Here is a 20,641-nt window from a genome sequence, read left to right as displayed (position 1 = left end):
GCAAATAGCCCGATAACATATTCTTCTTCTTTATAACTTCTTAAGGCCAGTCATAGTTGCACTTACCTATACCTGAAGATCGTCCAGATGATCTTGTAACCCGCTCCCAGTGTACCTTTGAGTGTACCGGAAACTTTGGACACGCCCTCCCTCCGCCTCCGGTATTTTACCGGCACTTCGGTACAACGCAAACCCAGCTTAGCGGCTTTTAGCTGCATCTCTACCGTCCAGCCGTAGGTTTTGTCCTGCATATTGATACGCTGCAATGCTTCCCATGTCACTGCTCGGAAGGGGCCAAGGTCGGTAAAATTAGCGCCGTAAGATAAGCGGAGCAGACGCGTCGCCAGCCAATTACCAAATACCTGCTGAGGCGTCATCGCCCCTTTTTCTTTTTCACCCAAAGCTCTGGAGCCAATAACCAAATCCATATCTTTTTCCAATATGGGCTTTACAACTTCTGGCAATTGCTCAGGATGGTCGGAGTAGTCAGCATCCATAAAAACGATGATATCTGGCTGAGGATTTTGCGCTTTCACATAGTCCATCCCTTTTAGACAGGCATAGCCATACCCCTGTCGTTCTTCTTTAAGTACCGTTACTCCTGCCTTCCTCGCTACTTCCTCTGTATCATCTTTTGAGTTGTTATTGACCACAATAACCTCACTCACCCAGTCTTTAGGAATATCCCTGAGCACTTTCCCAATAGAGTTTTGCTCATTGAAGGCCGGGATAATCACCTTAATATCTTTATTCATATTGGAGTGTACGCAATAAACTTAACAGACAGATTCATCATTGTCATCTGCCTGACGCTTGCAGATTTACTGAGAAAGAGATGGGGTATTCTATACTTTATTACCTCTTCCTCAGGTCTTACATTCTTATCAATGAAAAATTCAGTGCAAATTAAAGGGTAAAAGTAAAAGAGCCTGCCCGGACTTACTATCGGACAGGCTTTTTTTATGTATAAAGGCCTAAAAATAGTCAGCTACTTTTAAAAATTGTTGCTCTATGTTTCGGAAAAGTAGCTCTACTTTTTAAAAAAGTACTTCAACTTTTATAAAAGTGCTTGTCAACACTTCTTTAAAAGCTAAGCAGGAATTTGGATACCATACTTCAGCATTTTTTTCCTGTCTTAGGTAAATTTCAAGAGTTAATGGTTGCGATATTAAAGAACAGTCACTTGTCTATAAGGCATTTGAAGTTTCTATTCTTTTCTTATAGCTATATTATCAATTCATTTTACCCTTAAGTTAGCTGCTTTGTTACTTTTTGTCATTGCCACAAAAAGTAACCAAAAAAGTCTAGCCCTCCAGGCCGGAAATCTCCAAACGCTTCTTCACACATGCCTTTGCACGCCCGCCGGATATTCAGGCCAGCGCACAAAAGCTTAAAACTTTAAATAGGCTCTTACTTGTCTATGCCCCATCATTTCGCTGAAAAAAGCTTTATCTTTGCAGGAATTTAAGGCTAGACACCAGCAAGCACGCCTAAGACGAACTAAAATTTCTGCCTTAAGTTTATGATAATGATAAGTCCACAAAAAGAAGAAATAAAGGAAGTAAGCATTTGTTATATCCCAAGAATTTAGAAGACAAAATAGGCTTTGACAGCGTCCGAGAGTTGCTCAAAAGCCATTGCAGCAGTACACTGGGTACGGCTTATGTAGATAAAATGAATTTCTCTGACGACTTCGCCATGATCACCAAATTACTGGCGCAAACAGAGGAATTCAGAAAAATACTGGTGCAGGAGGAGCCTTTTCCTGCTTCCAACTTTATAGATGTCAACGCACATCTGGACAAAGCCAAAACGCCCGGCACTTTCCTGATAGAAGAAGAGTTCCACGACCTGCAGCTCTCACTGGATACCATATTCCGTTGCCTGAAGTTTTTTGAGGAAGATGAAGAAGATGAGTATCCCGAACTAAAGAAACTGGGCGATTTTATCTCATTGGACAGTAATCTACTCAACAGCATCCGTCGCATCATAGATGAGAAAGGGCAAATGCGAAACAATGCCAGTAAAGAATTGCAGGATATCCGCCGCATGTTGCAGAGCGAGCAGGTACGTTTGCGTAAGGTGCTTGACCAGATTCTTAGGCAGGCCCGGCAGCAGGGCTTTACACCGGATGATGCTACGCTTACTGTCCGTGGGGGAAGGATGGTGATCCCGGTACTGGCCGAATACAAGCGCCGTATCAAAGGTTTTGTGCATGACGAGTCTTCTACCGGGCAAACCGTATTTCTGGAACCAGCGGAAGTGCTGGAAATTAACAACGAAATCCGTGATCTGGAATATAGAGAGCGGCGGGAGATTGTAAGAATATTAATCAGCCTTACCGATGAAGTACGTCCGCATATTCGTGCGCTCAAGAGTGCCTATAATTTCCTGGGCATGATAGACTTCATCCGTGCCAAGGCCAGATTTGCGCTTCGCTTTGACTCTTCCTGTCCGGTAGTAGAAAAGAAGAACAAACTGGACTGGTACAATGCCCGCCACCCTCTGCTACAGATGACTTTGGAGCAGCAGGGCAGAAATATTGTCCCGCTCAACATCCGTTTGGATGAGGAGCAACGTATTCTTATCATCTCCGGACCCAACGCAGGAGGTAAGTCGGTCTGTCTCAAAACCGTGGCATTACTGCAATACATGCTGCAGTGTGGCCTGCTGGTTCCTATGGCTGATCACTCCAAAGCCGGTGTTTTCAAAAACATCTTCATTGACATTGGTGATGAACAGTCGCTGGAAAATGACCTGAGTACCTACAGTTCGCACCTCACCAATATGGAGCATTTCCTGAAGTTTACCGATAAGCGTTCGCTGGTGCTGATTGATGAGTTTGGTACGGGTACCGAACCGCAATTTGGCGGAGCCATAGCCGAAGCTATACTGGAAGAGCTAAATGCCTTGCAAACTTTCGGTGTTATTACTACTCACTATACCAACTTAAAGCAGTTTGCTGATGAAGCTGAAGGAGTCGTCAACGGAGCCATGCGCTTTGATTCGGAAAAACTGGAGCCACTATTCCAACTGGAAATTGGTAAGCCCGGTAGTTCCTTCGCGCTGGAAATCGCCCAGAAGATAGGTCTGCCAAAGAAAGTACTTGATCGTGCCAAAGAGCATATTGGTGTAGAAAAGGTAGAATTTGATAAGATGCTGAGTGAACTGGAAAGTGAAAAGAACAAGTTTAACAGCCTTAATCAGGAACTTAACGCTAAAGAAAAGCGACTCAATACACTTTCTAAAGAGTACGAAGAACTGAAGTCTTATATAGATGATCAGAAAAAGCAGATCATCAATGAAGCCAAGCGGGAAGCGCAAGCTATGCTGCGTGATACCAATCAACGGATAGAGGCAACCATACGCTCCATTAAGGAGAATAAAGCGGAGAAAGAAGCTACCAAGCAGGCACGTAAGGAACTGGAAGAGCTGAAAGACAAGGTACAACCGACTAAATCTTCTCCCAAACGAGCACAAACCATAGAGCGAGAAGAAGGTGAAATCCGAAAAGGAGATGCAATACGTGTGAAAGATAATGGCGCATTGGGCGAAGTACTTCAGGTAAAAGGTAAGCAGGCTGAGATATTGATTGGCTCTCTTAAATCCAACATTAAGTTGAATCGTCTGGAAAAAGTATCGCGTAAATCACTGAAAAAGGTACTTCCTGATAACAAAAGTTTCACTACATCCACCTTGGATATCAACAAAAAACAGGTTGAATTCAGCACCAATTTAGACATTCGTGGTAAGCGGGCTGAAGAAGCTTTACCTACTTTAGAGAGCTTTGTTGATGATGCTAGTATGTTTGGGATGCAGGAGTTACGCATCATTCACGGCAAAGGCAACGGTATTCTTAGGGAAGTAGTAAGAGACTATCTGCATCGACATAATGGAGTAGCCCAGGTACATGATGAGCATGTAGAAAGAGGCGGGGCAGGGGTCACTATAGTAAAGCTGAGGTAAACAAAAAAGCCGCTCTTTTGAAGCGGCTTCTATTTAAACAATCAATACTGCTATTGCTGCTGTTTCTGAAGCACAAAGGTATAATCTCCATTAATGCTGGCCACTCTTCCATTAACTGCAGCATCTGTATTTATATCAATGGTAAAGTTCATCGTAAGCACATTACCTCCTTCGCTAAGGGTAATGGTAGTAGGCACATTATCCGGGCCACGCATTACTTCCGCACCACTTTCAAAATTATCACTTTCTTCTACAGCAAAAGTACCCTGATCAGGAAAAACCAATGCATCTCCGTTTCCGGTAGTTGTGTAGTTTACCTGTGAAGAAGTAGTTGTGATGTTGATAGAAAAGTCTGAGAACTGATCTGCCGCAGGTCCGGTTACATCACCGGGCTCAGCTACTATCCAGGTACCGGCAATATCTTCTCCGGGAACCGGATCAGGCGTAGGATTGGGAGTATCTTCGCCGCAGGCGCTACCCAACAGCAGGCTTACGATAGCTGCAAATGCACAAAGTTTATTTAGGGATTTCATAATCATTGTTTTTCCTGAATTATGCACGCTTAAACACTTAATTTATTGCAATATGCACAAACTATACATAGATTATCATAAATAATGTATATGAAACTTACAAACTAAGCATGTCGCTTATACTGTTCAATATTGATCCTTTGATCAACAAATTCATATTCGTAGGACTGATTAGAGCAGATCACGATAAGCCGTTCGTGCAATATTTTTTTCACTTCCTGCTGATACCACTCAATCCCACGGGCATCTAAGTTTGAGCAGGGTTCGTCTAAAAACAAAACTTTACTTTTTGAGTAAAAAGCTAGTCCTAGCTTTAGCCTTTGCTTCATCCCGGAAGAAAACTGTTTGATATACTTATTTCGGGCTGTAGTCAGATATAAGGCTTCAATAATATCTGCACTAGACATATTGTCCAGAGAAGGCTTAAAAGCAAAGTGAAAGTCCAGTAATTCTGTAAGGGTAAATTCTTCTACTACTTCTTCATAAGGTGCTACAATGCTCTGGGACAGGTAAAATTGTTCTTCGGGAAGATTTTCACCATTATCCTTTTTATATTCTACTGTCCCTTCAGAAGCAGATAGCAAGCCACTTAAAATTAACATAAGGGTAGATTTACCACTGCCATTGGGGCCTATCAACACATAAGACTCCCCTTGTTTTAAGGTAAGGTTTACATTTCTGAATATCCATTCTCGCTGAAATTTCTTTCCCAGACTATTTAGCTTGATCTGCATCAGAAATGGTTTGGCATACTCAATATCAATGATTAAAGGCTAACTAAGTAATTATTGTCAATAGCTATTCGGTTGGCCCTTTCATAATTCCGCGGGTAGAAGTTTGGATGAACTGAATAATCTCATCGCGCTCTTTGGAGGGAGCCATCTGCATCTCTATTTCAGATAAGGCGGAAGAATTATTCAAACCACTTAGATAGATAATACGATAGATATTCTGAATTTCACTGATAGCTTCAGTAGTGAAACCTCTTCTTCGCAATCCTATGGAATTAATCCCTACATAGCTTACTGGTTCGCGAGCAGCTTTGGTAAATGGAGGAATATCTTTCCTTACCAGAGAGCCGCCTCCAATATAGGTATGTGCTCCAATTTTGGTAAATTGTTGAACCGCGCATGCACCTCCAAAAATTGCATAATCATCTATTTGTACATGTCCGGCAAGTTGGGTAGTGTTCCCCAAAATACAATGATCTCCTATGGTACAATCATGTCCTAAATGCACATAGGCCATAATCAGACAATTTTTGCCAACTTCAGTCTTGTACTTATCCACAGTGCCACGGTTGATGGTAGCACACTCACGCACTGTAGTATTATCGCCAATGATAGCCACGGTCTTTTCACCCGCAAACTTTAAATCCTGAGGGACAGCTGCGATAACTGCTCCGGGAAAGATTTTACAGTTTTTACCAATTCTGGCACCTTCCATGATGGTAACGTTAGGACCAATCCAGGTTCCTTCTTCTATTATAACATCTTTGTGGATAGTGCTGAATGGCTCTATCACAACATTGTTTGCTATTTTAGCTTCAGGATGAATATATGCTAAAGGCTGATTCATGAGTCTTTTCTTACTATACTTGCTGACATGGTTGCTTCACATACGAGGGTGCTGCCTACATAGGCTTCTCCGCGCATTTTAGCGATTCCTCTTTTGATAGGTGCCAGTAATTCACATTTAATCGTAAGTACATCGCCAGGCAATACCATCTTCCTAAACCTGCAACTTTCTATAGCCAGGAAGTATGTCCAGTAATTTTCAGGGTCGGGAACAGTGCTCAAAACCAGTATGCCACCAGTCTGCACCATAGCTTCTACCTGAAGTACGCCCGGCATGACGGGGTTTCCCGGAAAATGCCCTTCAAAGAAGGGTTCATTCATGGTTACGTTTTTGATCCCACACACCACCGTATCATCCAGATAATAAATTTTATCTATCATCAGGAAGGGATAACGGTGAGGTAACATTTGGCTCACCTGATTAATATTTAATACAGGAGGTAATTTAGGGTCATACTGAGGGACAGCATTGTTGCTGCTTTCCTTCATAGCTTTTTTAAGCTTCTTGGCAAAAGCAACATTAGCAGCATGGCCGGGGCGAGCCGCCAGAATTTGCGCTTTGATAGGTCTGCCTACCAAGGCAAGATCACCCACCATATCTAATAGTTTATGTCTGGCAGGTTCATTCTTATAGCGTAGCTCTACATTATTGAGTATTCCCTCACTTTTCACCTCTACCCTGGGCTTATTAAAAAGTCCGGCCAAATGATCTAATTCACCTTCCTCCACTTTACGATCTACAACCACAATAGCATTGTTAAGATCTCCACCTTTAATCAGGTTATTCTGATAGAGCATCTCCAACTCATGCAGGAAGCAGAAAGTACGGCAGGCTGATATTTCTTTGGCAAACTGACTGATATCATTAAGCGAAGCATGCTGACTCCCTAATACGGGTGAATTATAATCTATCATAACCGTCAGACGGTAATCATCCAGCGGGAGAGCAGCAATTTCCACATTACGAGCGGGCTCACGATGAAAAATTCCCTCCTTCACTTCAAAGAAGTTACGCAAAGCGCTTTGCTCTTCAGTACCTGCTTCCATCAATGCATCAATAAACATTTTGGAGCTACCATCCATGATAGGGGGCTCTGGCCCATCCAGTTGAATAAGCACATTATCTATCTCCATACCCACCAGTGCAGCCAAAGTATGCTCTACAGTATTGATACGGGCTCCACTCTGCTCAATAGTAGTTCCTCTGGAAAGGTCTACCACATTATCAACATCTGCATCTACAATAGGATGACCTTCAATGTCAATTCTTTGAAACTTAATGCCATGGTTAGGTTTGGCAGGCAGAAAAGTCATATTGGCTCTTACGCCGGTATGCAAACCTACGCCAGATACTGTAATAGACTTCTTAATTGTGTGTTGTCTAATATTCATCATTAATTATTCCTCGCTTTCGCTTCCGGACAAAGTTAATACTTTTTTCTCTAGTTGTTGAATACGAGTAACTAAATCCGGGAGGTTCTTAAAGGCAGCATATACTCTTAAGTATTTATTACGATCAAAGCTGGGGCTACCTAGCTCTATACTACCAGGAGCCATAGATTTCCCTACTCCTGCCTGCGCTCCTACTTTGCTATTATCTCCAACTTTTAAGTGACCTACTATTCCTACCTGTCCTGCCAGCACACAGTTTTTCCCAATTTTAGTAGAGCCAGAAACTCCTGTCTGAGCGGCAATCACAGTATTTTCTCCTATTTCAACATTGTGGGCAATCTGGATCAGATTATCAAGCTTCACTCCATTCCCTATCTTTGTAGACTCCAAAGTAGCACAATCTATTGTAGTATTAGCGCCAATATCCACATGATGCCCTACTACAACATTACCTACCTGTGGAATGGTTTTATAGGTTCCATCAGACTGAGGCGCAAATCCAAAACCATCACTTCCTATTACCGCACCTGCATGAATTACACAATGTGAGCCTACGACACAACCGGGATAAATCTTGACTCCGCTGTGAATGATTGTATGATCGCCTATCTGCACATTATCACCGATATAGGCATGAGGATAAATTTTGACATGATCGCCAATCTTACAGTTTGCACCAATGTATGAGAAAGCGCCCCGATAAATGTCCTGGCCTACTTCTGCTGTGCTATTGATGTAAGCAGGCTGCTCTACCCCTTTTTTCTGAAAGTTGATCAACTTATGATACTCTTCAAGAAGAGCAGTAAAGGCCAAATATGGATCCTCTACACGTACCAGCGTGGTATGTAAGGCTTTCTTGGGATGAAAATCTTTATTAACAATTACTGCACTTGCATTTGTTGAGTAGATAGAAGATTCATATTTGGGATTGGAAAGGAAGGAAATTGCTCCTGCACCAGCATCTTCTATTTTCCCCAGCTGATTGATCTTGATAGAACTATCTCCCTCCACTTTCCCATTCAGTAAGTTGGCAATGTAATCAATACTAAATTCTATCATTTAAGTAGGTTTTATTAGGAATATACTATGCTGTCGCGGCGCAAATTTACATCTTTGGGCCAGCATAGGTAGTATTTTTTGACAATTTTGCTCATAGCCTTAATATTAGGCAAGTCTGATGCCTGTGCTATGTCAAAAATCTTGCCCTCTTTCGTTATTATATTGATTTTTTGACCACTCGAGACATAAGCAGCATTACTGATGCTCCCATGTACCAAAAAATACTTTAATTCATCCTCTGAGATCTTTAATTTGTTCAAGATGTTTCTTCCCAGCTCTTCTAATTGTGCCTCAGTACTCACCTCATTGCTCAATTTTATTCTGAAGAGTCTTCGTTCCAGCATACGGCTGCTAAGCTCGGATAATACCCGGTCAGGATGATGCACCCACTGTTTGATAGCTGCCCAGATATCAATATCGTCAAGAGCCATGTAATGCTTCAGGCAATCATGATCCTGCTCAAGCTCTTGTAGGGTTACTTTTTGGTTGAGGAAAAACGCCAAACCGGGACTAGCCTGAACATCTACTTTCTGTGCTGCTAAATCTATACTTCTCTTCATCGTAGAGATCATCATTTTTTCAGCACTTACACTGGCCTTATGCAAATATACCTGCCAGTACATGAGGCGCCGTGCATTCAGAAAGTTCTCTATACTATAAATACCTTTTTCCTCCACTACGATTTCATCATCACGCACATCAAGCATCTTGATGATACGGTCTGCCCCAATCTCCCCCTCCGATACTCCTGTATAAAAACAGTCACGTTTAAGGTAATCAAGCCGGTCAATATCCAGTTGGCTGGAGACAAGCTGATGAAAAAATTTACGCTCGTACTGATCAGTAAATATGCGGTACGCCAGAGGCATATTTCCGCCAAAAACATCACACAAACGTCTGATAATCAGCTCCGACATCTGCTCATGTCCTACGCCCGGAATAAGCACATACTCCAGAGCATGCGAAAAAGGTCCATGGCCTATATCATGAAGCAGTATCGCGATCAATGTAGCTTCAAACTCATCTTCGGAGATTTCCTGTCCTTTGTTACGTAAGCTGCTCAGCGTATTTTGCATTAGATGCATAGCACCCAGCGCATGATGAAAACGGGTATGCAATGCTCCCGGATAAACGAAATCAGCTAAACCCATTTGCCTGATTCTTCGTAATCTTTGAAAGTATGGATGTTCTATGACATCAAAAATGAGATCAGAGGGAATGTTGATAAAGCCATATACCGGGTCATTAAATACTTTTCTCTTGTTCAACTTTTTTATATATTTTTAAATATTCTCAACATGATTTTTTGCTACTTTGTCGTTCCTTCACCTAAGTAAGTAGCTAATAATATTTTATCTCAAAACTTCACTACCTTAGGTTAAGTTTAAAAAGCTAAGTAAACAGGAATTTTTTATGCAAAGATATAGCATTTTGTGGGCTGATGACGAAATTGACCTGCTTAAACCCCATACCCTTTTTCTGGAGAATAAAGGATACGAAGTCGTTACAGTTAATAGTGGTGCAGATGCCATTGAGGCATTTGAGAAGCGTCACTTTGATATTGTTTTTCTGGACGAAAATATGCCGGGCATGACCGGCCTGGAAGTGCTGGACTATATCAAATCCTCTAAACCTAATATTCCGGTAGTGATGATTACCAAGAGTGAGGAAGAGATGATTATGGAGCAGGCGATCGGCGCTAAGATCAGCGATTACCTTATCAAGCCGCTTAATCCAAATCAGATATTACTCTCTGTCAAGAAAATTCTGGAAAATAAGCGTTTGGTAACTGAAAAGACCAATCTGACCTATCAGCAGGAATTTCGTAATCTCAGTATGGCCTTTGGCGAGGATATGAATCATGAGGAGTGGGTAGAGGTTTACAAAAAGCTGGTGTACTGGGAACTGGAAATTGATAACACTGAGGAAAAAAGTATGTCGGAAGTACTGGACATGCAGAAGGAGGACGCTAATAATAATTTTGCCCGCTTCGTGATTGACAATTATGAGTCATGGCTTAATGATGTGAATGCCGATAAGCCTATGCTCTCCCATCAGTTGATGCAGAAAAAGGTATTTCCCCATATCAATGATGAAAGGCCTGTATTCTTTATTGTTATTGATAACCTTCGCTACGACCAGTGGAAAGTTATAGAATCAACGGTGCTGACTCATTTCAATATGGAAGAGGAGGATACTTTTTACTCCATTCTGCCTACTACCACAGCTTACTCACGAAACGCTATTTTTTCAGGTATGCTGCCCGCTGACATGGAAAAATATCATGGCGACATCTGGGTGGGAGATGATAAGGAAGAAGGAAAAAATAATCATGAGCATGAGTTTCTGAAGCGCCAACTGAAAAAACGTCACCTGAATATCAAAAGCAGTTACCATAAAATCACCCAGACACAGCAGGGAAGGCAACTGGTGGATACAGTACCCAACCTGTTAAATAATGACCTTAACGTGATTGTGTACAATTTTGTGGATATGCTCTCTCACGCCCGTACTGACCTGGAAATGATCCGTGAGCTGGCCCCTGATGAATCTGCTTATCGTTCTATCACCCGCTCATGGTTTCTACACTCTCCTTTGCTGGACCTGTTTAAGCGTATTGCCCGGGAGAAAGCAAAGATTGTAGTAGCTACCGACCATGGAACCATAAGAGTAAAACATCCTGCCAAGATCATTGGTGACCGTAACACTAATACCAACTTACGGTATAAGCAGGGCAAAAATCTCAACTTTGACAACAACAAAATTTACGCGGTGAAGAAACCCGAAAGTCTCTTTCTTCCCCGCCTGAACGTATCCACTACCTATGCTTTTGCTACCCAGGACTATTTCTTTGCCTATCCTAACAATTATAACTATTATGTGAATTATTATCGCGACACATTTCAGCATGGGGGAGTTTCACTTGAGGAGATGATCGTACCGGTAATTACGCTTAACAGTAAAAATGCCTGAAGTATTAGGAGAAATAGTGCTTAAGCGGCCTGAAGAGGCTCAAAAAGCAGCAAGAAAGCTGAGAGAACTGGCTGAAGGTGTGAGCGTATGGTTATTTTATGGTGAGATGGGGGTAGGCAAAACAACCCTGATCAAAGCTATTTGTAAAAATTGGGAGGTTACCGACACCGTATCAAGTCCGACCTTTGGGCTGGTGAATGAATATCAAAATTCAAAAGGGCAAACATTCTATCATTTCGACTTCTATAGAATAAAAGATGAAGAAGAAGCCTGGGATATCGGTACAGAAGACTATTTTTACTCGGGAAATTATTGCTTTGTAGAATGGCCCGAACGCATTGAGGGTTTGCTTCCTGAAGAATTTATTCGTATAGATATGCAGGCAGAGGCTGATCAAAGCAGAAGAATCTATTTATCAAAACATGGGTGACCAATACAAATCGGGTTTTAAAGAATTGGCCAAAGAGCAGGCCTTATATCCTCAGGAACAACTACTTAAAGTAAAGGAAGGTAGTAAATCCCTAAACATGGGGATTCCCTGCGAAATCTCTATGCAGGAAAACCGCCTGATGCTTACCCCCGAAGCTATCGCAGTGCTTACCAGCAATGGGCATGAGATTGTGGTGGAAACCAAAGCTGGCGCTTCCTCAAAGTTTACTGATAATGAGTTCAGCGAGGCTGGTGCCAGAATCGTATATTCTGCCAAAGAGGCTCTGGAAGCTAATATCATCCTTAAAGTAGAGCCTCCTACCCTGGATGAAATTGAGATAATAAAACCAGGTTCTACTCTTATTTCCGCTTTACAGTTGGGCAACCAAACTCCCGAATATATACAGGCGCTCAACAAGAAAAAGATCACTGCCATCGCTTTTGAATTTTTAGAGGATAAAGTGGGGGGTATGCCGGTAGTTAGGGCCATGAGTGAAATTGCCGGTAATACTGTTATGTCTATCGCCTCCCATTATCTGAGCAGTGTAGCCAACGGAAAAGGGATGATTTTGGGGGGGATCACCGGAGTACCGCCTACCAAAGTTGTCATATTGGGGGCAGGTACAGTGGGAGAATATGCCGCACGTGCTGCTATTGGCTTAGGGGCTCAGGTTCAGGTATTTGATAACCAACTTTATAAGCTTCGGCGGATCAAGCACACTTTGGGACACCAGGTGTATACTTCAACCATGGACATTTCGACGCTGGGTGAATCACTTGAGAATGCTGATGTAGTGATAGGGGCCGTCCGGGCAGAAAAAGGAGCCAACCGTATGATTGTTACCGAAGAGATGGTAGCCAATATGAAGGAAGAGTCGGTAATCATAGATGTAAGTATTGACCAGGGAGGTTGTATTGAAACTTCAAAACTTACTTCACTCAAAAACCCGGTTTTCCGTAAGTATAATGTCATTCATTATTGTGTACCTAATATTGCCTCCCGCGTAGCACGCACCGCCACCACTGCTTTTAGTAACATATTTACTCCCATACTCCTTCAAACTGCTGACGTAGGCGGTATCAATGAAATGATCTTTCACCACCGCTGGTTTATGCGTGGGGTCTATACCTATCATGGTAGCCTGACTAATGCTGCGATTGGGAAGAAGTTTAATCTTAAATTTCGTGATCTTAATCTGCTGATGGCTGCTCGCTTCTAAACCAAATACGCTATATGATCATTAAACTACCTTATCAGGCAGTACTCTTACTGCTTTCATTATTTATATACTTTGAGCCGCTGCACGCTCAGCAAGTTTATTATCCAGATCAAAATAAGTGGGAAGAAAAATCACCGGATGAGGCAGGCATCAATGCTGATCAACTCAATGAAGCCGTAAAATTTGCCCAGGAACATGAATATGAAGGAGCCAGAGATTTACGTATTGCTATTCTTAAAGGCTTTGAAAGAGAACCTTACCATACGCTGGCAGGCCCAGTAAAAGAAAGAGGAGGCCCGGCAGGCTTAATTATTAAAGATGGGTACATTGTAGCCCAATGGGGCGATGTGGAAAGGATTGATATGACTTTCAGTGTTACCAAAAGCTACCTTTCCACTGTTGCCGGGCTTGCCATGGATGAAGGGCTCATTGGAAGCGTGGATGATCCTGTGGAAGCATATGTGTGGGATGGAACTTTTAAAGGAGAGCATAACAGCAAAATTCAGTGGAAACATCTGCTCAATCAGTCTTCTGACTGGTCAGGCAGTTTATTTGGCATGTACGACTGGGCCGACCGTCCTCCGACAAATGGTGGAATTGATGAGTGGAAAAACCGCTCATTGCTGGAGCCAGGAACAAACTTTGAATACAATGATGTGCGGGTAAACGTACTGGCTTATGCTTTACTGCAGGTTTGGAGAAAGCCTTTACCTATGGTGCTTAAGGAAAAAATCATGGACCCGATCGGTGCTTCTTCTACCTGGCGGTGGTTTGGTTATGAAAACTCTTTTGTCAATGTAGATGGTATCAAGATGCAATCAGTAAGTGGGGGCGGACATTCGGGAGGAGGTCTTTTTATCAATACCCTGGACCATGCTCGCTTTGGTTTGCTTTTTCTTAGAAATGGTAAGTGGGACGGACAGCAGCTTATTTCTGAAAGTTGGGTGGAAGACCTACAACAATCTTCTGCCGCTAATGAGAGCTATGGCTATATGTGGTGGCTCAACAAAGGAGAACGTAAGTGGGAAGGGGTGAATGAGTCTGTCTATTATGCGGCGGGTTTTGGCGGAAATTTTATTGTAGTAGATCAAGAAAATGATCTGGTAGTAGTAACCCGATGGCTCAATCCACCCCAGATCGGAGAGATGATGAAGCTGGTTACTGACGCCTTATAAAACAAAAAGTGGAGTTTATAGCTCCACTTTCTTTTTGTACAATTGGCTTTATTTCACCTATTTAACGATCGGGAAGCTCTGCGATTACAGTACGTCCGGCTTTGGTCTTGTCCCCGATATTCACTTTTACTAGGGAACCTACCGGTAAAAAAACATCTACCCTGGACCCGAATTTGATAAAGCCAAACTCCTCTCCCTGCTTGATCATATCTCCCTCATCTACATACCACTTGATCCTTCTGGCCATAGCTCCGGCAATCTGCCTTACCATTACCTCCAGACCATTCTGTAATTCAACCACTACCGTTGTCCGTTCATTATCCGTACTGGACTTGGGGTGCCAGGCTACCAGATACTGACCAGCATGATATTTAAAGTATTTGATGACACCAGAAACCGGATTGCGGTTGATATGCACATTGAGCGGTGACATGAAGATAGAAATCTGCAAACGACGCGCACCCTGAAAGTACTCATGTTCATCTACTTCCTCAATCACTACCACTTTTCCGTCAGCTGGAGCCAGTACCAGCTCATCACTACCTTGAACAATTATCCTGGGGTTCCTGAAAAACTGAAGGATAAGCAGATAAAAGATTGCGCTGGCAATCATAGTAGCTCTGTGCAACTCAAACCTTCCTGGAAATAAGTTGATAATCAGCAAGTTAGCAGCTACTAAAATGATTAGCAGTACTATCAATAACGTACGCCCTTCTTTATGAATCTTCATAGAGAGTATAACAAGTATCTTAAGTTAACTACAACAAATGATACTGCTAAATAAGAGGATTTGTTTATCAAACCAATGCTTAAATAATAAAATACTAAAAGCCTCCGCGATATTTGTAAGTGTTCGCCACTTTATCAATCGCCACAATATAGGCTGCAATCCGCATTGAGACCCCATATTTGATCGCTGTCTGATACACACGTTCAAATGCATCTTTCATGATCCGGTCTGAACGGCGATTTACTCTATCGCGGGTCCATTTATACCCCAACCTGTTCTGCACCCACTCAAAATAAGATACAGTTACACCACCCGCATTGGCCATAATATCCGGTACCACCAGCACACCTTTGGTATTAATGATATCGTCAGCTTTGGCAGACGTAGGGCCGTTTGCTCCTTCTACGATCAGCTTTGCCTGAATACGTTCAGCATTGCGTACCGTAATTACATCTTCCATTGCTGCCGGTACTAAGATGTCTACATCTAAGGTCAGCAATTCTTCTCCCTCAATTTTATCTCCTCCTCTGAAGCCTTCCAAGGTACCGTTATTAGCTGTACGATAGTTAAGTGCCTCTTTGATGTCAATACCTTCTGCATTGTAATAAGCCCCGGTTACATCGCTGATAGCGACTACCTTACAGCCACGTTCTTCCATCAGCAGGGCAGCAAAAGAACCCACATTGCCAAAGCCCTGTACTGCTACTGTAGCCTTGTAGGGATTAATTTTCAATCTTTCCATCGCCGCAAAAGCAGACACCATCACGCCACGGCCGGTAGCTTCTGTACGTCCTAGTGATCCTCCTAATACCAAGGGTTTGCCGGTTACCACAGCATTTACTGTCATACCATGTGCCCGAGAGTATTCATCCATCAGCCAGGCCATTTCATTGGGTCCTGTGCCCATATCAGGTGCTGGAATATCTCGATCCGGACCGAAGATATTGATCATTTCCTGGGTATAGGCACGGGTTAAACGTTCAATCTCACCGGAAGACATTTGTCGGGGATTGCAGCGTATGCCGCCTTTAGCTCCTCCATAAGGAATATCAACCACCGCACACTTCCAGGTCATCCAGGCTGCCAAAGCCTTTACTTCATCCAGGTTTACTCCCATATCATAGCGAACGCCTCCTTTGGAGGGTCCTAAAATATTGGAGTGAATTACCCGGTATCCTTCAAAAACTCTGATAGAGCCATCGTCCATGGTAATAGGTAAAGAAACGATCACCTGCTTTACCGGAGTTTTTAACACGTTATACACTTCATCATTCAGTCCCAAAGCTTGTGAAGCAATGTGGAATCTCGACATCATAGACTCAAAAGGATTCTCTTTATCCTTTATAGGAGCCGGTTCAACGTAAGTCATACAAAAAACAAATGATTAAATATTTTGTAAAATTAACGAAACATTTTGTGACAATAGTTTTCACAAGCCGCAAAAAACATACTAATATTAAAAAATTTTCAAAAAAAGCATTATGAAGTGAGAGGATATCAATAAGCCATCAAAACGGTCAAGAAAACCTCCATGACCGGGAAGTTTTGTTCCTGAGTCTTTGATAGCAATACTTCTTTTGAATAGCGACTCTACTAGATCACCATAGGTGCCTGCTACTACAATAATAGCGCCAACAATCAGCCATTGCCACGCTCCTAAATCCTGATAAAAAAAAGAAAGTAAACTAGCGGTCAATAAGGCCGTAATAGCCCCTCCTATGCTTCCTTCCCAGGATTTTTTAGGAGAAACTCTGGCAAAAAGTTGTGTCTTTCCGTACTTAACCCCGGCAAAATATGCTCCGGAATCGCTGGCCCAAAATAGAGATAAGATACCCAGTACGATCTGAAAGCTATAAGCTCCTCCAGAGAAAGCAATCACGTTGAGAAGTGCAAAAGGTACGGCAACATAAAAAATCCCACATAGTGTATAAGCAATATTGGTAAAAGGTTTTTTGTCTGATTTTTTATACAATTTGATGAAAAAGATACTCGCTATTACCGGAAAGATTGCCAAATAATATTTGGCTTCTAACAGACCGCTTTCTACAAAAAAGCTAATACAATAAATCAGAGCACCGGCAAAAGTACCGGTAGACTTGAGGGGGAGCATACCATCTAAGCCAGTAAGCTTGTAAAATTCTAGCTGGGTGAGCACACAAATACCAAAGAAAAGCGCAAAGTAACTCCACATGCTGAAGTACACCGAAAAAATAATGATCAAAATGCCCACTACGGCAGTGACTATCCTTTGGGTAATGTTGTTGTATTTATTTAAAACTGATATCATCTTCAATGATTTTCATAGCATTTATGACTTCATCAGGGGCTACATATAACTCTATTGTTCCAAAATGATAAGAAGTATCCTGCTTATCAACCAATACCGGATTTAAATGATGATCTTCCAGTACTGCCTTTACGATCTCTGCCCGGTACATCATATGAGTAGTATACACTTTTTGCCACTTACTATTCATCATGCTGAATGCTTAACTGAGAAACTCTTTTTCTAAAATAGTATAGCAGGCCTATTGTTACTACCAGGGCTAATAATGCAGTGCCTATAGGTACTGACTCGGTGGCTTCCACATTGAGCTCTGTAGCATCTTGCTGATACAGGTAAAGCATAATCAGAGTAAAACCATTATTAACAAAGTGGGCAAAAATAGGATACCACAGATTTCCTGACCAGTAATAAATGTAACCAAATAGCGCTCCCAGTAGAAAGCGCGGAAAAAAGCCGTAAAACTGAAGGTGGATAAAGCTAAACAGAAAAGCGGCAATCCAGATGCCAGCATGTGGATTTTTGGTCAGCGACTGGAACATGCGTTGCCCTATTCCTCTGAATACTATTTCTTCGCCAATAGCAGGTAATACCGCAATTACTATCAAACCCACCAACAGTCCACCTATGGACTCAAAACGCGTAAGATATTCTGTCAACTCTTTGAGCTGCTCCTCTTTGGCACTGGCCCATTCCTCAAAAGCAGCTGAGAACTGACCAAAATCAATATTCATATTCCACTCTATCACTACCGAGTTTGCCAGCATGAAGCTTATTACAATCAGTCCAACCACGAAGATCAGAGTAATTTCCAGGTAATGATCGCTAAAGAGAGTAGAGAGAGATTTCTTCTCCACAAGCTTCCAAAAAATCAGGGGAAATAAGATAAACCCTAATAAGGAACTGCAGGCCTGTACAATAAGTAGTGCCCGCCGGGAATTGGGCGAAGAGGTAGGATCTAAAAATGCCGAAGCCATGCTTTGATAATCAGCATCAAAAAGTGGTAGTGAAATCAGCATGCCTAGTATATTGCCCAAAATAAGGCCGAGCATGATAAAGCCTATCAGGAGGAATACAGACGCAATTACACTCCGCTTAGGTTCTGCATAGTATGCTTCAAATTCTTTATTCATTCACTCAATCAGTCTTGGTAGCTATGATGATAAGGTAATCACCCAGTACGCCATAATAAAATCTGCTTCTTTTGCCCTTAAAGTTACGGGATTTCTCTTTCGGAGTTCTTATTTAACCATTTAATGGCAAAAAGAAACATTAACTTCCTAAATTTTGTACTTACTAAGATAATTTTGAGAAAATATAGCTAATACTTCTTATTATCTTTGCCCACTATTTGTAATTCCAAAAAAACAGAACTTTGGTACGGATTGGTAATTTAGAACTTGGAGATTTCCCCCTGTTATTGGCTCCGATGGAAGATGTAAGCGACCCTCCTTTCAGAGCGGTCTGTAAAGAAAACGGTGCCGATATGATGTACACTGAGTTTATTTCTGCTGACGGCTTAATTCGTGATGCTGAAAAAAGTGTAGAGAAGCTCGACATCTACGATTATGAGCGCCCTATCGGTATACAGATCTTCGGAGATAAAATAGAACCTATGCGTCAGGCAGCGGCCATTGCCGAAGAAGCAGGGCCGGAAGTGGTAGATATTAATTATGGCTGCCCCGTAAAGAAAGTAGCCTGTAAAGGTGCCGGAGCAGGCATATTGCTGGACCTTCCCAAAATGCAGGCTATGACGGCTGAAATAGTAAAGCAAGTCCAATTGCCTGTGACTGTAAAAACTCGTCTGGGATGGGATGACAATTCCATCAAAATACTGGAAGCCGCCAAGCGGCTGCAGGATGTAGGGATTCAGGCGCTGACTATACACGGCCGTACCCGTAAGCAGATGTACAAAGGCGTAGCCAATTGGGATTATATTGCAGAAGTAAAAAATCATCCTGATATCCATATTCCTATTTTTGGAAATGGCGATATTGATTCGCCTGAAAAAGCCTTGGAATACAAGAATAAATATGGTGTAGATGGCATCATGATAGGCCGGGCCGCTATTGGATATCCCTGGATTTTTAGGGAAATCAAACATTTTCTGCAGACAGGAGATAAACTACCCCCACCTACGATGAAAGAAAGAGTAGCTACCGCTAAAAAGCATCTGGAGTTTTCTGTAGAGTGGAAAGGCGAACGCAAAGGAATCTTTGAAATGCGTCGCCATTATACCAATTACTTCAAGGGAATTCACGGGTTTAAGCAATACCGTATGCAGTTGGTAGAATCTGATTCTGCTGCAGAAATCAGCGATCTGCTGGACCATGTGGCCGAAGAGTACGATGGCTATTTCCGTCAGGAGGCAATCGTAGCCGGATGAAGCAGGCTTTACGATATAGAAAATCTCTAAAAATAGCACCTCAGTGGCTACCCTGGTTGATACTGGGCGTATTAGCGCTGGTGTGGGGAAGTTCGTTTATTCTTATTAAGAAAGGGCTAACCGCCTTTTCTGCCGGAGAAGTGGGCGCCTTACGTATTGTTTCGGCGGCACTTTTTTTACTTCCGATAGCTGCGCCAAAAATACTGGCACTCAGCACTAGGCAAAAATGGATTTTGCTGATTATTGGTTTTGTAGGAAGCTTTATTCCCGCTTTTTTATTCGCCACAGCTCAAACTTCTATTAGCAGTTCACTTACTGGTATTCTCAACGCTCTCACTCCTCTTTGTACATTGCTGTTAGGGGCTGCTTTTTTTGGTCAGGCTATTAATGCCAAGAATGGCACAGGGCTCGGCATTGGCTTTATTGGCTCCCTTATTCTAATCCTGGGAGGAACAGGAAACAACATCGGAGAAATCAATCTTTATGCGCTTTTGGTAATAGGAGCCACTATCTGCTATGGGCTGAACCTGAATATCATCAAAAATTACACTCCTGAAATACATCCTGTAGTAATCACTAGTGTTTCCTTACTATTCGTAGGGCCTCTGGCACTGGCTTATTTGCTAAGCTTTACTCAGTTTACATCACATGTGCAAGCACCAACTGCACTCTGGCCACTGCTGGCAGTGGTAGCTTTAGGCGTAATAGGTACTGCTTTGGCACTGATACTATTTAATAAATTGGTACAGATGCAGACTGCTGTATTTGCCAGTTCGGTTACCTATATCATTCCTATTGTAGCGGTAGTGTGGGGAGTATTGGATGGAGAAGCTTTGTCAGCATATCACTTCCTGGGAATGGGCGCTATTCTGTGCGGAGTGTATGTAGCCAATCGGCTGTAGCGCAGCGCTCGAAAG

Annotated in this window: 19 protein-coding genes; 7 read left to right on the top strand and 12 right to left on the bottom strand. The window is 42.4% G+C overall.

Annotation, left to right across the window (positions count from 1 at the left end):
- Nucleotides 1-62: 62 nt before the first annotated feature.
- Nucleotides 63-755, bottom strand: coding sequence for a glycosyltransferase family 2 protein (locus tag WJR50_RS02690; RefSeq protein ID WP_341291672.1), 693 nt, complete (start codon nucleotides 753-755; stop codon nucleotides 63-65).
- Between the two features lie 814 nt (nucleotides 756-1,569).
- Between WJR50_RS02690 and WJR50_RS02685 the strand changes: the two genes are divergently transcribed.
- The gene (locus WJR50_RS02685) at nucleotides 1,570-3,966 is read left to right on the top strand and encodes an endonuclease MutS2 (RefSeq protein WP_341291671.1); all 2,397 of its coding nucleotides are present in this window, start codon (nucleotides 1,570-1,572) and stop codon (nucleotides 3,964-3,966) included.
- 50 nt (nucleotides 3,967-4,016) lie between these two features.
- Here WJR50_RS02685 and WJR50_RS02680 read toward each other — a convergent pair whose 3' ends face one another.
- The 6 genes from WJR50_RS02680 to WJR50_RS02655 all read right to left on the bottom strand — a co-directional run bounded on the left by WJR50_RS02680 (nucleotide 4,017) and on the right by WJR50_RS02655 (nucleotide 9,795).
- The gene (locus WJR50_RS02680; RefSeq protein ID WP_341291670.1) at nucleotides 4,017-4,499 is read right to left on the bottom strand and encodes a hypothetical protein; all 483 of its coding nucleotides are present in this window, start codon (nucleotides 4,497-4,499) and stop codon (nucleotides 4,017-4,019) included.
- Nucleotides 4,500-4,603: 104 nt separating this feature from the next.
- Nucleotides 4,604-5,233, bottom strand: a complete 630-nt coding sequence (locus tag WJR50_RS02675; protein WP_341291669.1) for an ABC transporter ATP-binding protein — start codon at nucleotides 5,231-5,233, stop codon at nucleotides 4,604-4,606.
- Nucleotides 5,234-5,297: 64 nt separating this feature from the next.
- Complete coding sequence (lpxA, locus tag WJR50_RS02670; RefSeq protein WP_341291668.1) at nucleotides 5,298-6,077, bottom strand: acyl-ACP--UDP-N-acetylglucosamine O-acyltransferase; 780 nt, start codon at nucleotides 6,075-6,077, stop codon at nucleotides 5,298-5,300.
- Nucleotides 6,074-7,468, bottom strand: a complete 1,395-nt coding sequence (locus WJR50_RS02665) for a bifunctional UDP-3-O-[3-hydroxymyristoyl] N-acetylglucosamine deacetylase/3-hydroxyacyl-ACP dehydratase (protein WP_341291843.1) — start codon at nucleotides 7,466-7,468, stop codon at nucleotides 6,074-6,076. The genes lpxA and WJR50_RS02665 overlap by 4 nt, the downstream gene beginning before the upstream one ends.
- 6 nt (nucleotides 7,469-7,474) lie before the next feature.
- Nucleotides 7,475-8,524, bottom strand: coding sequence for a UDP-3-O-(3-hydroxymyristoyl)glucosamine N-acyltransferase (gene lpxD, locus WJR50_RS02660; RefSeq protein WP_341291842.1), 1,050 nt, complete (start codon nucleotides 8,522-8,524; stop codon nucleotides 7,475-7,477).
- 17 nt (nucleotides 8,525-8,541) lie between these two features.
- Entirely contained in the window at nucleotides 8,542-9,795 is a 1,254-nt protein-coding gene (locus WJR50_RS02655) for an HD domain-containing protein (RefSeq protein ID WP_341291667.1), read from the bottom strand.
- A 145-nt stretch (nucleotides 9,796-9,940) separates the two neighbouring features.
- Here WJR50_RS02655 and porX point away from each other — a divergent pair, with 145 nt between their 5' ends.
- Genes porX through WJR50_RS02635 form a run of 4 tightly spaced genes read left to right on the top strand, consistent with a single transcriptional unit; the run spans nucleotide 9,941 to nucleotide 14,324 of the window.
- Nucleotides 9,941-11,500 carry a T9SS response regulator signal transducer PorX gene (gene porX, locus WJR50_RS02650; protein ID WP_341291666.1) on the top strand — a complete coding sequence of 520 codons (1,560 nt, stop codon included), beginning with the start codon at nucleotides 9,941-9,943 and terminating at the stop codon, nucleotides 11,498-11,500.
- The gene (gene tsaE, locus WJR50_RS02645) at nucleotides 11,493-11,930 is read left to right on the top strand and encodes a tRNA (adenosine(37)-N6)-threonylcarbamoyltransferase complex ATPase subunit type 1 TsaE (protein WP_341291665.1); all 438 of its coding nucleotides are present in this window, start codon (nucleotides 11,493-11,495) and stop codon (nucleotides 11,928-11,930) included. The genes porX and tsaE overlap by 8 nt, the downstream gene beginning before the upstream one ends.
- Nucleotides 11,923-13,149 carry an alanine dehydrogenase gene (locus WJR50_RS02640; protein ID WP_341291664.1) on the top strand — a complete coding sequence of 409 codons (1,227 nt, stop codon included), beginning with the start codon at nucleotides 11,923-11,925 and terminating at the stop codon, nucleotides 13,147-13,149. Before tsaE ends, WJR50_RS02640 begins: the two co-directional genes overlap by 8 nt.
- 14 nt (nucleotides 13,150-13,163) lie before the next feature.
- Nucleotides 13,164-14,324 (top strand): serine hydrolase domain-containing protein, encoded by a 1,161-nt coding sequence (locus tag WJR50_RS02635; protein WP_341291663.1) that lies wholly within the window; start codon nucleotides 13,164-13,166, stop codon nucleotides 14,322-14,324.
- Between the two features lie 61 nt (nucleotides 14,325-14,385).
- On the opposite strand, the gene WJR50_RS02630 is transcribed toward WJR50_RS02635, so the two are convergent.
- The 5 genes from WJR50_RS02630 to WJR50_RS02610 all read right to left on the bottom strand — a co-directional run bounded on the left by WJR50_RS02630 (nucleotide 14,386) and on the right by WJR50_RS02610 (nucleotide 18,471).
- Nucleotides 14,386-15,054 carry a phosphatidylserine decarboxylase family protein gene (locus WJR50_RS02630; protein WP_341291662.1) on the bottom strand — a complete coding sequence of 223 codons (669 nt, stop codon included), beginning with the start codon at nucleotides 15,052-15,054 and terminating at the stop codon, nucleotides 14,386-14,388.
- A 94-nt stretch (nucleotides 15,055-15,148) separates the two neighbouring features.
- Entirely contained in the window at nucleotides 15,149-16,423 is a 1,275-nt protein-coding gene (locus WJR50_RS02625) for a Glu/Leu/Phe/Val family dehydrogenase (protein WP_341291661.1), read from the bottom strand.
- Nucleotides 16,424-16,510: 87 nt separating this feature from the next.
- On the bottom strand, nucleotides 16,511-17,341 hold the full coding sequence (locus WJR50_RS02620; protein WP_341291660.1) for a phosphatidate cytidylyltransferase: 831 nt from the start codon (nucleotides 17,339-17,341) through the stop codon (nucleotides 16,511-16,513).
- Entirely contained in the window at nucleotides 17,322-17,534 is a 213-nt protein-coding gene (locus WJR50_RS02615) for a putative signal transducing protein (RefSeq protein ID WP_341291659.1), read from the bottom strand. Before WJR50_RS02615 ends, WJR50_RS02620 begins: the two co-directional genes overlap by 20 nt.
- Nucleotides 17,524-18,471: a CPBP family intramembrane glutamic endopeptidase gene (locus tag WJR50_RS02610; protein ID WP_341291658.1), complete on the bottom strand. Its 948-nt coding sequence runs from the start codon at nucleotides 18,469-18,471 to the stop codon at nucleotides 17,524-17,526. Before WJR50_RS02610 ends, WJR50_RS02615 begins: the two co-directional genes overlap by 11 nt.
- 242 nt (nucleotides 18,472-18,713) lie before the next feature.
- Here WJR50_RS02610 and dusB point away from each other — a divergent pair, with 242 nt between their 5' ends.
- Together dusB and WJR50_RS02600 are read left to right on the top strand one after the other, a co-directional pair.
- On the top strand, nucleotides 18,714-19,724 hold the full coding sequence (gene dusB, locus WJR50_RS02605; RefSeq protein WP_341291657.1) for a tRNA dihydrouridine synthase DusB: 1,011 nt from the start codon (nucleotides 18,714-18,716) through the stop codon (nucleotides 19,722-19,724).
- On the top strand, nucleotides 19,721-20,626 hold the full coding sequence (locus WJR50_RS02600; RefSeq protein ID WP_341291656.1) for a DMT family transporter: 906 nt from the start codon (nucleotides 19,721-19,723) through the stop codon (nucleotides 20,624-20,626). The genes dusB and WJR50_RS02600 overlap by 4 nt, the downstream gene beginning before the upstream one ends.
- Nucleotides 20,627-20,641 lie beyond the last annotated feature (15 nt).

The organism is Catalinimonas locisalis, from assembly GCF_038039535.1.
Classification (GTDB): Bacteria; Bacteroidota; Bacteroidia; order Cytophagales; family Cyclobacteriaceae; genus Catalinimonas.
The sequence above is the reverse complement of the archived record's forward strand: the minus strand, read 5'-3'. Positions and strand labels throughout refer to the sequence as shown.